General features: G+C 36.0%; 9 protein-coding genes and 1 rRNA gene. 3 read left to right on the forward strand and 7 right to left on the reverse strand.

Features of this window, described 5'->3' with window-relative positions:
* Positions 1–10: 10 nt before the first annotated feature.
* The 4 genes from ACKX2A_RS06360 to ACKX2A_RS06375 all read right to left on the reverse strand — a co-directional run bounded on the left by ACKX2A_RS06360 (position 11) and on the right by ACKX2A_RS06375 (position 5,211).
* A 16S ribosomal RNA gene (locus tag ACKX2A_RS06360) occupies positions 11–1,527 on the reverse strand.
* 1,191 nt (positions 1,528–2,718) lie between these two features.
* Entirely contained in the window at positions 2,719–3,318 is a 600-nt protein-coding gene (locus ACKX2A_RS06365) for an IS1096 element passenger TnpR family protein (protein WP_415328430.1), read from the reverse strand.
* Between the two features lie 131 nt (positions 3,319–3,449).
* Entirely contained in the window at positions 3,450–4,481 is a 1,032-nt protein-coding gene (locus tag ACKX2A_RS06370) for a sensor histidine kinase (RefSeq protein ID WP_415328431.1), read from the reverse strand.
* Positions 4,482–4,533: 52 nt separating this feature from the next.
* Complete coding sequence (locus ACKX2A_RS06375) at positions 4,534–5,211, reverse strand: response regulator transcription factor (RefSeq protein WP_415328433.1); 678 nt, start codon at positions 5,209–5,211, stop codon at positions 4,534–4,536.
* Positions 5,212–5,398: 187 nt separating this feature from the next.
* On the opposite strand from ACKX2A_RS06375, the gene ACKX2A_RS06380 reads away from it, so the two are divergent.
* From ACKX2A_RS06380 to ACKX2A_RS06390, 3 genes are all read left to right on the forward strand, one after another.
* Positions 5,399–8,050 (forward strand): TonB-dependent receptor plug domain-containing protein, encoded by a 2,652-nt coding sequence (locus ACKX2A_RS06380; RefSeq protein WP_415328434.1) that lies wholly within the window; start codon positions 5,399–5,401, stop codon positions 8,048–8,050.
* 44 nt (positions 8,051–8,094) lie between these two features.
* Entirely contained in the window at positions 8,095–9,318 is a 1,224-nt protein-coding gene (locus tag ACKX2A_RS06385; protein ID WP_415328435.1) for a hypothetical protein, read from the forward strand.
* A 216-nt stretch (positions 9,319–9,534) separates the two neighbouring features.
* Positions 9,535–10,695 carry a hypothetical protein gene (locus ACKX2A_RS06390; RefSeq protein WP_415328436.1) on the forward strand — a complete coding sequence of 387 codons (1,161 nt, stop codon included), beginning with the start codon at positions 9,535–9,537 and terminating at the stop codon, positions 10,693–10,695.
* A 53-nt stretch (positions 10,696–10,748) separates the two neighbouring features.
* On the opposite strand, the gene ACKX2A_RS06395 is transcribed toward ACKX2A_RS06390, so the two are convergent.
* The 3 genes from ACKX2A_RS06395 to ACKX2A_RS06405 all read right to left on the reverse strand — a co-directional run bounded on the left by ACKX2A_RS06395 (position 10,749) and on the right by ACKX2A_RS06405 (position 13,635).
* The gene (locus ACKX2A_RS06395; protein WP_415328438.1) at positions 10,749–11,045 is read right to left on the reverse strand and encodes a hypothetical protein; all 297 of its coding nucleotides are present in this window, start codon (positions 11,043–11,045) and stop codon (positions 10,749–10,751) included.
* Positions 11,046–11,367: 322 nt separating this feature from the next.
* Positions 11,368–12,651, reverse strand: a complete 1,284-nt coding sequence (gene hemL / locus ACKX2A_RS06400) for a glutamate-1-semialdehyde 2,1-aminomutase (protein ID WP_415328440.1) — start codon at positions 12,649–12,651, stop codon at positions 11,368–11,370.
* Positions 12,652–12,672: 21 nt separating this feature from the next.
* Entirely contained in the window at positions 12,673–13,635 is a 963-nt protein-coding gene (locus ACKX2A_RS06405) for a hypothetical protein (protein WP_415328442.1), read from the reverse strand.
* Between the last annotated feature and the right edge of the window lie 71 nt (positions 13,636–13,706).

Consider the following 13,706-nt stretch of genomic DNA (forward strand, 5'->3'; position numbering starts at 1 on the left):
AGACGCTCTAAAATGAGATGTTCCAGCCGCACCTTCCGGTACGGCTACCTTGTTACGACTTAGCCCTAGTTACCTGTTTTACCCTAGGCAGCTCCTGTTACGGTCACCGACTTCAGGTACCCCAGACTTCCATGGCTTGACGGGCGGTGTGTACAAGGCCCGGGAACGTATTCACCGCGCCATGGCTGATGCGCGATTACTAGCGATTCCAGCTTCATAGAGTCGAGTTGCAGACTCCAATCCGAACTGAGACCGGCTTTCGAGATTTGCATCCTATCGCTAGGTAGCTGCCCTCTGTACCGGCCATTGTATTACGTGTGTGGCCCAAGACGTAAGGGCCGTGATGATTTGACGTCATCCCCACCTTCCTCTCTACTTGCGTAGGCAGTCTCACTAGAGTCCCCAACTCAATGATGGCAACTAGTGACAGGGGTTGCGCTCGTTGCAGGACTTAACCTAACACCTCACGGCACGAGCTGACGACAACCATGCAGCACCTTGAAAAATGTCCGAAGAAGGATCTATTTCTAAATCTGTCATTTCCCATTTAAGTCTTGGTAAGGTTCCTCGCGTATCATCGAATTAAACCACATAATCCACCGCTTGTGCGGGCCCCCGTCAATTCCTTTGAGTTTCATTCTTGCGAACGTACTCCCCAGGTGGCTAACTTATCACTTTCGCTTAGTCTCTGAATCCGAAAACCCAAAAACGAGTTAGCATCGTTTACGGCGTGGACTACCAGGGTATCTAATCCTGTTCGCTCCCCACGCTTTCGTCCATCAGCGTCAGTTAAGACATAGTAACCTGCCTTCGCAATTGGTGTTCTAAGTAATATCTATGCATTTCACCGCTACACTACTTATTCCAGCTACTTCTACCTTACTCAAGACCTGCAGTATCAATGGCAGTTTCATAGTTAAGCTATGAGATTTCACCACTGACTTACAGATCCGCCTACGGACCCTTTAAACCCAATAAATCCGGATAACGCTTGCACCCTCCGTATTACCGCGGCTGCTGGCACGGAGTTAGCCGGTGCTTATTCGTATAGTACCTTCAGCTTTCCACACGTGGAAAGGTTTATCCCTATACAAAAGAAGTTTACAACCCATAGGGCCGTCGTCCTTCACGCGGGATGGCTGGATCAGGCTTGCACCCATTGTCCAATATTCCTCACTGCTGCCTCCCGTAGGAGTCTGGTCCGTGTCTCAGTACCAGTGTGGGGGATCACCCTCTCAGGCCCCCTAAAGATCATTGACTTGGTGAGCCGTTACCTCACCAACTATCTAATCTTGCGCGTGCCCATCTCTATCCGCCGGAGCTTTCAATATCAACTGATGCCAGTTAATATATTATGGGATATTAATCTTCCTTTCGAAAGGCTATCTCCCAGATAAAGGCAGGTTGCACACGTGTTCCGCACCCGTACGCCGCTCTCAAGATCCCGAAGAATCTCTACCGCTCGGCTTGCATGTGTTAGGCCTCCCGCTAGCGTTCATCCTGAGCCAGGATCAAACTCTCCATTGTATGTTTGTTCTTGACTCACTCAAAGTTTTTTTTAACGCTTTAGTTTTTCCTTACTTGGTTGTTATATTGTATTTCAATGAACTTCGTTCTTTCGCTTTTTAACGGGACAATCTTTCTGTCAGTGTCACCCCGTATTTGCGTGTGCAAAAGTAATAACTTATTTTTAATTGACCAAATCTTTTTAAAGATTTTTTAAAGTTTTTTGATGACCTTAATTCTCTTTATTTCCACTCCGTCAATCTCACTCCTGCTCCCCGTTTTACCGGACTGCAAAGATACAAAACTTTTCTAATCTCACAACTTTTTATCTAATTTAATTTTGCAATTAGCTTAAATAAAATTGTGTTTGATGTAATCGTTTGTTATCTAAAAGTGTTTCTTGTTATTGGCCTTGTTTTAGGCTCTTCTGCGCTTCCTACTTCCTCTCGTTTTCAGTGGGGCAAAAGTAGAAATTTATTCCTTTATAATCCTAATTTATTTAACATAAAATTTACTTTTTTGTAATATTTAAAGCTAAACTACTGAATCTTAGTCACAATAATTTTAAACTAATGTTTGTTAAGTTGGGGTTACAGGGATTTGGGTATGAGAATGGGTGATTTTTGGAATGATAGTCATTTGGGATACCCCCCCCTTTTTATTTTTTTATCTTTCGCAGATTTTGCCGATGACGCTAATGTTTGTGATTTTTTGTGTTCTTGTATTTATATGATAGTGATTGCTTCGGAACTGTGTTTCTCGCAATGACGTAAACTTATTCTAATAATATGCCTGGATTCTTTCGGAATGACAAGCTGGATGGAAATTGTTGTCTTATTTGAAAACTTAAGCTTTTTGATGATTGACGAAAGCGGAATGGACATTCCTCAACCATAGCCCGGATTGAAGCGGCATCCTTTTTGGCTGCGGATGGAGCAAAGCGCAAGCCGTAGACATAAAGATACAGCAGAAAGCCGGATTTAGCTCCTGAGAAAAAAATGAGGGTTGGAGGGTTGGAGAGTTTTTGAGTGGGTGTGTTATGAGGTTTCTTTATTCTTTATTCTTTATTCTTTATTCTTTATTCTTTATTATAGATGATACGTTGAAATTTTATACTATATATGTATAGTAATTTTAATTTCTCTAAAATTCATTGTAAGAAAAAGCCCCGAATTTTCATTCAGGGCTATATATTTTTGAAATGTCTATTGACTATCTTTCATCATCGCTGTCATCTTCATCATCGAAAACATCATCATTGTAGTCTTCTTCTTCCTCGTCATCAAAATTGTCATCGTCTTCATCTGCAAAGTTGTTGTTTCCTCCAAAGTCGTCTTCGAAACCGAAATCATCGTCCATTAATGGCATTGCAGATTTCTTTTTAGATCCTCCTGCGCTACCATTTTTGCTTGGTGCTTTCAAAGGAACGTTTCCAAATCTGTATACTGTAATCGGATAATTTACCCCTTTCGTTTCGTCGATAATCTCGATCAGTTCACAGAAAAATTCCCAAAGGTCAAGAAGGCCATACTGGAACTGAGCTTTATCTCCTACATTTTCGAAAGCCTCATCAATATAAACATCCGACATAATCTCTCCATCACCATCATCACTCATATCTTCCAACGGAACATTTTTTACAATCGTTCCATCTTCTTCCAGAAGATTAAAAGTAGAAAGCTCATCTCCCTGCAAGCTGAACGCACTTTTAATTCCTAAATGTAAGTTCCATAGCGTCTGTTTTCCTTTAACTTCGATATCTCGGAAAATATCTTCTTTCGCATCTAATATTACGCGGATTTTGTAAACCATCAGTTTTTAAATTACTTTTTTTGCCTTTGTTATTATGATAAATCTCTATTGCAAATATAAAATAAATGAGATGTGACAAAAAAATATTTCAGGATTTTTTAAAATATTTTTTTTCTTACATTTTGCAAAAATTATTTACTTTTTTCAAGCATGAAACTGAACTTCGTGCCTTCAAGATATACACTTTCCACGGTAATGTTTTCATTATGAGCTTCAAGTATATGCTTTACAATCGCTAATCCCAGTCCCGAACCGCCTTCACGTCTGCTTCGGCTGGTTTCCACACGATAGAATCTTTCGAAAATTCTTGGCAGACTTTCGGGTTTTATTCCCATCCCGTTGTCTATGACTTCGATTAAAACTTTATTTTTAAGAATACTTGTTTTCACGACTACTTTTGCTTCCTGTCTGTTGGCATAATGAATGGCATTTGAAACAAGATTAATAAAAACCTGAGACATTTTCTGCTTATCTGCCTCCACAAAAATTTGCGGATGCAAGGTCTGAATCTGCAATGTCGTGTTATGCTTCTCAGCTTCGAGATCGAGAAGATCGAAAATTTCTTTGATTAATAAATTTACGTCAAATTTAGAAACAGTAAGATTAATTTCTCCGGCTTCCAATCTGTTGATCATATCCAAATCTGTAACAATGGCAATTAATCGCTCAACCGATTTATCAATTCTTTCTAAATATTTATCGCGAATCACAAGATTGTCTACTCCACCATCACGTAAGGTTTCAACATAGCCCTGAATGGAAAATAATGGTGTTTTAAGCTCGTGAGAAACATTGCCAATGTATTCTTTTCGGTAGCTTTCCATTTCTTTCATCATATCCAGCTCGGTTACTTTCTGCTGATTGAGGTCTGAAAATCTTTCGCCCAGTTCTTTAATGGTAATATTTTCATCGTCTGCATGAACAATTTCCTGTGGAAGAAGCTGAGAAAGTCCGCGAACTTGTTTTTTACCATAATAATTGAACAGTAATTCGAGTACTACATAATTAATGATAAAAATCGCGACAAGACAAATGAAAAGTCCTACTTTAAAAAAAGGAGTATTATAATAAATATCCTTTAGTGAATCAAAAGTGATTACTAATAGAAACATCACCAATGTCAGAAGACAAGAGGCGACAAGGGTAAGTCTGTAAAATTTCAATTTTACAAAGTTTTTATTGGTTTATGTAAAGGTAAGAAATTGAAATTGAGTATTAAACAATAAGTTTATACCCAATTCCTTTTAATGTCTGGATCGTATTGATTCCCAGTTTTTCTCTCAATCTTCTGATATGCACATCGATGGTTCTTTCTCCTACAATTACATCATTTCCCCAAACTTTTTCCAGAATTTCTTCTCTTTTAAATACTTTTTCTGTATTTGAAGCCAATAAATAAAGCAAATCGAATTCTTTTTTCGGAAGTAAGAACTGTTGTCCGTTTTTCGAAACTCTGAAGTTGTCTTTATCAATTACAAGATCACCAATTTCGATTAATTTAGCATTATCGGAAACCTGAGAAGTTAATTGTAATAAGGCATTTACTTTAGAGATCAGAATTTTCGGTTTGATTAGCTTAACGATATAGTCATTTGCACCAGCCTGAAAACCTGCCAATTGTGAGAACTCTTCGCTTCTTGCAGAAAGGAAAACAATAAGTGTTTTCTGAAGCTCTTTAATTTTGCGAAGTTCCTGACATGTTTCGATACCGTCTTTTTCGGGCATCATTACATCTAATAAGATTAAATCAGGGACGATTTCCTTGGCTTTATCGATACCTTCGTTACCGTTTGTGGCAGTGTAAATGTCGTAGCCTTCCTTTTCTAAGTTGTAAGACAGAATCTCTAAAATATCCAGTTCATCGTCTATTAAGAGGATTTTCTTTTGGTTCATTTTCAATTTTTACGCGTCAAAGTTAATAATATTTTAATCACTGTTTAACAAAACCGGTATCGTTCACATAAAGTTAATAATAATATTCATTTCTTAATGTTTAGTTAAAGAAAATTTAAATTTTGGTAAACCATTTACCCCATCATTTCTTTATTCCTTTGCACCGAAAGAATATAGTAAAAAAGAAATGAATTTTAGAAAACTGAGTATCGCAGTTTTGTTTTTAACAGCATCCGGAACTGTAGCATACGCTCAAGAAACCAAGAATGACACTATAAAGAAAGAGAAGAAAATCGAAGGTGTCGTAATCCAGGGAACTACCAGCAAAAAAACTGAGACTGCAGTTTTGGTGGAACAAAAGAAAGCGATTATTCAAAAGCAGGCCGTAAGTGCTGAAGAGATTTCCAGAAAAGGAATTTCCAACGTAGAACAGGGTCTTACTAAAGTTACAGGTATCACCACTGTGGAAGGCAGAGGTCTTTTTGTAAGAGGTTTGGAAGAAAGATACAATTATCTTTTAATTAACGGTCTTGGATCTCCATCCAACAACCCTTTCCAGAAAATCATTGCTTTGAAACAGTTTCCGACAGACGTTGTGGGTAAACTGAATATCTATAAAACATTCAACTCAAACCTTTACGGAGATTTTGCAGGAGCTACTTTTGATATTGAGACTTTAACGATTGATAAGCCTTTTACAAAGATAGAATTCGGAATCGGGGTAAATACTTTAAGTACCTTCAGAGATAACTTTAAAAGAGCAGAAAATGCAAGCGGATTTGATGGCTATCTGGGATTAAATTCTGAAGACAGAAAATTACCTAGTGAAATCAGAAATTCAAGACCTAATAATTATAGATTTACGGCAAATGAATCATTAAATTCATTTAAAGATTCTTGGAATGTAGACAATGTAAAATCGATGCCTAATACAAGCATTGGATTTACAACAGCTCAGAAATTGAAAATGGGATCCGGAAACTTAGGAATTTTGTTTTCTTTGAATCAAGGGACTAAATTTGAGTATAAAGAAGGTGCTAATAATCAGTTTAGATCACAAGGTAAAGATTCTTTCATTGATAATATGAACTTTTTAAATCGTAAGCAATACAATTACGAAACAGAATCTTCGGCATTACTAGGTCTTGGATATAAAAATAAAGGAACTGCTGTTAATTTAAACGCAATTTATCTACAAAATACCAATAACATTATTGAAGATAATTTTGGATATAAGGACAATTTAGTTCAAAATAAAAATTCAGGTTTTTTCAGAACCAATCAATTGGATATTTCTAGATTTTTAGATCTGCAATTAACAGCTTCACAAAAAATTACGGACAGACATCAGGTAAAAGCAGGGGCAAGTTATGTAATCAACAACTATAGTCAACCAGACAGAAAAATTATTGATGGTAACCGTACAGATCCAAGCACAGGAGCTATTCTTCCTGAAAATATGATTCAGATGCGTTATGGCGGAAACAACCTTATTCGTCAATATTTAGATGTAGACTCCAGATTTTATGGTTCTGCATTTGCGGAGTATCAATTGTCTTTAGGTGAAAAAGGAGATAGAAAAGATTACCCAATACAAATTTCATTAGGATATAATGGTTTCTCTGATTTTAGAAAAACTTCTTACAGATTTTTATTCGGACGTACTTCCAATGCTTCTTTAGCACCATTTGTTGTAAATGTGGATACACCACAAGACACATTTGATGCATCAATCAGGAATGGAGATCTATTCTACCAGGAAGGTTCTGACGTTTCTCAGTTCTACTCTAGCTTTTATCAGATCATTAATGGAGGTTACGCTAATGTGAATTTCAAGCCTACAGACTCTTGGGATGTATTATTGGGAACGCGATACGAAAACGATATGACACTTATACGTTATTCTGATCAAGGAGCATCTACAAAAAATAACCTTGAGAAAAATAAGGATTTCTTCTTACCGTCATTGGCAATTAAGAAAGCTCTTAACAGTAAGAATAATTTAAGATTTGCTTTCAGTAAAACTGTTACACGTCCTATTCTTATTGAGACAATGCCTATTAAATACATTAGTCCTGATAACGTAAATATTGTAGGAAATCAAAATATTCAAAATAGTGAAAACTATAATTTTGATTTAAAATGGGAATACTATCCTACTGCAAAAGAGATGTTCGCTGTGAATTTATTTGCAAAAAGAATCGATAATGCAATTGAACGTTCTCTTACAGCATCTGCAGATGCAACAGGTTCTACCATTACATTCTTTAATGCAAAAAAAGCTGAATTGTATGGAATAGAATTAGAGGGAATTTTAAGCTTAAGCAGAATCTCAGAATCTCTTAAAAATTTCACATTAGGAGCTAATGCAACTATTATGCATTCTAATGTTGAAAGAAGTCAGGAACAATTAAACATGGAGGAACCGACATGGTTCAAAAATACAGGTGAAACATTACACAAAAGAGGCTTACAGGGTGCTGCTCCTTACACAATAAATGCAGATTTAAAATACGAAATAAAAAATCGTAACAACCTGGCTCAGACATTCTCCCTTGTATATAATGTTTCAGGAAGTAAAATCTATGCAACAGGTGGAACAGGTACTGATAATTATTATGAAAAACCTTTCCATCAGGTAGATTTCGTTTATCAAGGACAATTAACGAAAAACTGGAACGTTAAGTTTGCCGTTCAAAACATTCTAGACAGTAAATACAGAATCTTATTGGGCGAAGACAAAAGCTACTTACCTCTGAAAGTAGAAGATGGAAGCAACGTTCTTACAGACTACTACAGAGGAGTAACATTCAACTTCACAGTTGGCTACACATTTTAACAAAAACATTAAGGAAAGTATAAAAAAATAAAATAAGTATAAAAATGAAAAGAAGAGTTTTATCATTATTATCGTTAACAGCAGTGTTAACATTAGCCTTAAATTCATGTACAATTGATGTGAATGACGGCTTGGGAGAGGGAACGACTGTTACTACTCCAGGAACTACTGAAAGTGTGTTAAGCGGAAGCGGAACATTATCTGGAACAATTACAAAAGATCTTTTAATTAAAAAAGGAAATTATACATTAGACGGAATCGTAAAAATAACTAACAACGCTACAATCACTATCGAGGCTGGAGCAACTTTCAACGTTGTAACGACTAAAACAAGTGGATTGGTTATTCTTCAGGACGGTAATATTAATGCAGTAGGTACAGCTTCCGAGCCAATCGTATTTACGACTTCTACAAAAACTCCGGGAGATTGGGGTGGAATTACTTTGTATGGAAATGCTCCGATTAAAGCCGTAAATGGAAATACACAAGCTCTTTCTGAAGATGGTAACAACGTTTACTATGGAGGAAATGATGCCAACGATAACTCTGGTACAATGAAGTATGTACGTGTAGAATATGCAGGTAAGAAAATCGGAGATGGTACTTCTGAAACCAACTCTATGACATTCTATGCAGTAGGTGCAGGTACAACTTTAGAAAACCTTGTTTCTTACAAAGGAACAGATGACGGATACGAATTCTTCGGAGGAACTGTAAGTGCTAAAAATATCGTTTCCTATGGAAACTATGACGATTCTTTTGACTGGCAGGACGCTTGGAGCGGACAAAACAATACAAACTGGTACGCTTTCCAGACTGGAACAGGTAACTTCGGAATGGAAATCGAAGCTTCAAGTAATATAGACAATGTAGCTCCAAAGATTTCAAATATCACTTTAATCAGAGATACGAACACTAATCCTGAAACAGCTAACTCTCCAGAAATTTCAGCGATTCAGTTCAAGAAGCATGGAACAGGTATTTTCACTAATGTTTATGTGAGTGGATATAAAAATATCGGTACTCAGAAGGCATATTCAGTACTTATTCAGGATGCTGCTACAGAAACAAGCCAGGTAACTTCTGGTAAAGTTGTGGTATCCCCTCTTAATTATGTAAACTCTGATAACGCAGGTGTTTGGGGATATGCTTATACTCCAAACGGTGGAAAAACTTTCACAAACACAACTACAGTTACAAAAGTTTCTTTAACTCCAGGGGCTTGGGCAACAGTAGACGGTGTTAACCTTTTAGCTGGTTTACAATAAGAAGTAATTAGTTTCTTCATATCAAATTAAAAAGCGCCCTCGGAATTTTTCTTTGAGGGCGTTTTATTTTTTGGAGCTATTCAATTCAAGGTTTTGCATTAAAATATCAAACGATTACATTTAGTATTGGGAAAATAAACAGAAAAACTGTAATTTGGTCTTCTCAATTCAGATATTCATAAAAATCTCATTTGAGAAAGTAAAATCTAAAAAATTATGAAAAAAAATCACTTTAAATTACTGATTGCAGCTTTCATTATAGGAACTTCATTCGCTATTCATTCTTGCAGCAAAGATGATGATGAAGTAGTGACTATCGTTCCTGTAGGAATCGCTCAAGATCCAAATAATTTCAAAGGTGATATTCCAAGCGGACAAACTGTGACACTCGACCCTACCAAAGTATATGTTTTAAACGGTATTGTTAAAATAAAAGATGGCGGAAAATTGGTAATCCCTGCAGGAACAAGAATTACAGCAACAGCAGGTGCATCGTCATATATTATTGTAGAACAGGGCGGAAAGCTTTTCGCCAACGGAACTCCCGGATCACCCGTTCTATTTACTTCTGCACCAGCAACAGCAGGAAGCTGGGGCGGAATTGTAATCTGTGGAAAAGCTCCTATCAACACAGGAACATCAGCAATCTCTGAAATTGCAAGTGCAACCTACGGTGGTGCAGAAAGTGCAGATAATTCAGGATCTTTAACATATATGAGAATTCAATATGCCGGCGCAGACTATTTTGGAAAAAAATTCAACGGACTTTCCCTTTTCGGAGTCGGAAGCGAAACCAAAATAGAAAATGTAGCTTTAGTAACTAATGCAGAAGATGGCATACAAATATATGGTGGAACAGTAAATGTTTCCAATATTGTTTCATTAAGTAATTCCAACGATGCCTTAGTCTGGACAGATGGATGGATCGGAACAGCCAGTAATATTTACACCAAAAGAAAATCCGACGGAACAGGAAATATAGGTTTAAAAGGCATCAATAATATCAGCAATTACGATGCAGCTCCAAGATCAAATGCAACCATCAAAAACGTAACTTTAATTGGTGGAACAACAGGAGATTCTTTTGGAGTGAAAATAAATCAGGGAAGTTATGCTACGATTGATAACATTGTGACCTCAAACTGGGCAACAGGAATAAGTCTTGAGCAAGATCCGTCTGTAGCTTATTTCAATGGACATAAAAAAATCACTAATGCTCATTTTGATAATACCACGACAAAAGTTGCTTTAAAATCCACAGCAGGAACAAATGTCCCGATTGTAGATACTACTTTCACGGAAAAGTCTGATGCAACAGGCGCAGGAAACGGACTTCTGACACCGACTTGGGCAACAGGATGGTCTACTTTACAATAAAATAGAAATAATTTTCATAAAAAAACGGCACCAAAAATACTTTTTGATGCCGTTTATTTTTGGTCTTCAATGATCCATTTCAATACTTCGATATTTCTTTCTGCGTAATTCATTGCTTCTTCAACTGACGAAAATGGTTGCGAGCTGCTGTCGGACAAGATATTTCCGTATTCATTAATACGATGTTTACCAAAATGCAGATAATAAACAAATCCTTCTTTATTGGTATGTGAAGGAAAATTACTGTATCCTTCTTCATAAAAATGATCCCAATCCTGCTCTACCAACAAGATCGGCAAATATGTATTTCCGGAATATTTCCACTCTCCTTTTTTAATTACTTTTTGCATTTTCTGGTTATTTTTATGTACTCAAATTTATTTTATTTAAATATTTCTGGAAGTTTATTAATGAAATTTAATGTTGGTAATTATTATCATCTTTATAAAGTAATACCTCTAAAGTTTTTCATTCCGATAAGAATCTATAAAAATATTTACAAATGGATTTCTGCAAAATATGGGTACATTCATAAATAAAAGTTAAGCTATTTGATTTTTCTGCCACAAATGCATATGGTTATTTGTGAAAAATATTTACGCAATTACAGTTTAAGCCCAAAAAAGGACGAAGCAAAACCTCATCCTTTTTTAAATTTATATTTTCAAGCGTTTAAGAAAAATCAAATTTTCTTACTGCTTCTAAAGTCATATCAATTTCTTTATCTTTTATTGCATCACTTATAAAATACGTTTCGTAGCCGCTTGGTGGAAGATATATTCCGTTTTTCAACATTTGATGGAAAAAATTATTGAATAAAGCATGATTTGCTTCCTGAGCTTCATCGAAATTAGAAACTCTATTAATATGGAAAAACACAGACATCATCGAACCTTTTCTATTGATTTTATGTGCAATTCCTTTTTCATTTAAAATTTTTCCTATTTCGAAATCTAGCGTTTCTGTTGTTTTTGCTAATCTGTTGAAAAATTCAGGATCGTTTTTAATCAATTGAAGTGTTTTCAAACCAGCTCTCATTGCCAAAGGATTTCCACTCAATGTTCCGGCTTGGTAGACACCTCCTTTTGGAGCCAAATGATCCATAATTTCGTTTCTACCCGCAAAAGCCCCCACCGGAAGTCCGCCTCCGATTACTTTTCCGTAAGTCACCAAATCTGCTTTTACATTATAAAGTTCCTGAGCGCCGCCAAAAGCCAATCTGAAACCTGTCATTACCTCATCGAAAATCAATAAAGTACCGTTTTCATCACAGATTTTTCTTAATTTTTGAAGGAATTCATTTTCCGGAAGAACGCAACCCATATTTCCTGCAACCGGCTCAATAATTACCGCGGCAATTTCACCCTGATTGTGTCTGAACAAATCTTCAACCTGTTCAAAATCATTATATCTTGCTAATAAAGTATCTTTTGCAGTGCCAGCCGTTACACCTGGAGAATTTGGATTTCCGAATGTTGCGGCACCACTTCCCGCTTTAATCAAAAATGAATCTGAGTGACCATGATAACAACCTTCAAACTTGATAAATTTATCTCTTCCGGTAAAACCTCTCGCCAGTCTGATCGCACTCATACAAGCTTCTGTCCCCGAAGAAACCATTCTGATCTGGTCGATATTTGGAACATTTTCTACAATAAATTTTGCGATTTCAGTTTCCAATTCGGTTGGTGCACCGAAAGAAAATCCTTTTTCCGCCTGAATTTTTAGTTCTTCTAAAACTTCAGGATGCGTGTGACCTAAAATAGCTGGTCCCCAAGAATTAATATAATCAATATAAGTGTTGTCATCGGCATCCGTAAGGTAAGCTCCTTTTGCAGATTTCATAAAAACCGGCACTCCTCCTACAGATTTGAATGCACGAACCGGGGAATTTACTCCTCCCGGAATGTATTTGTACGCTTCATCGAATAAAGCAGAACTTCTTTGATATTTCATTTTCTATTTTTTCTTTATAGTTTAGCCCTCAAAATAAAGGGTTCCATCTTCTCCTGCATAGTTTTTTTGTCCTTCAACAATTTTATAGTATAATTGAAACGGATATTCGTCTTTTAAAATCTTATTTTCAGGATAAAACTCTCCTTCTAAAATTTTATCATTCGGAAGAATTGTTTTAAAAACAACCTGATTCGGATTTTTTGGATCCGGCTCGGACAAAATTACGGTATTTGTACTATTCATTAAAGAAATTGAAGTGTATTTAATAGGATAAATCTCATGTAAATTTTCATCAACCAATCCAAATAATCCTGAAGAATCCGTCGTTAAAATATAAAACTTTCCATTGTAAGGCTGAATATCAATATAAGCGATTCCAGAAGTATCTCTGAATATCTTTTTCAATTTTGGAACGTAAATCCCGATAAGTTCTTTTCCGGAAACGATTTCAAGACAATTCACTTTATAATTAATTTGATATGAATTATTATCAAAAGGCAATATCATTTGTAAATCCTCATCATCCAATAAATTTCTTTTTAATTTACCATCATCTTTAGCCCCTCCTTTATTTGAGAACCCCATATCTTCTATTTGACGAGGCGGATTTTCAACAATTCTATCCATCCTCATTTTTGTTTTTATGGAATAATTATAAAAATCAAACCCATCAAAAACTACATAATTTTCGTCACTTACCGTAATCGGTTTACCTTCTGAAATAAAAGGCATAATTTGAGTAGCATTTTGATCTATAATCCCAAATTTCCCATTTTTCTCAGCATGAAATCCTCCAACAGAACCATCATATGAACTTATACTGTAATATTGCGGCTGAACTACAATTCTTTTATAAGAATCGCACAATCCCCAAAGTTTCCCTTTTCTATAAGGAATATAATTCTGTTCCTGCGAAAATATTTTACATGTAATCAACAGTAAAAATATCCACAAAAATCTGGATTTCACATTGAAAATTTTCATTGTTATTGGTTGATAGTTGATGGTTACTTGTTGATAGTTCATCAGCAAACATTAAACTGTCAACCAACAAC

Origin of the sequence: Chryseobacterium sp. MMS23-Vi53 (assembly GCF_047651245.1) — a bacterium.
Taxonomy (GTDB): Bacteria; Bacteroidota; Bacteroidia; order Flavobacteriales; family Weeksellaceae; genus Chryseobacterium.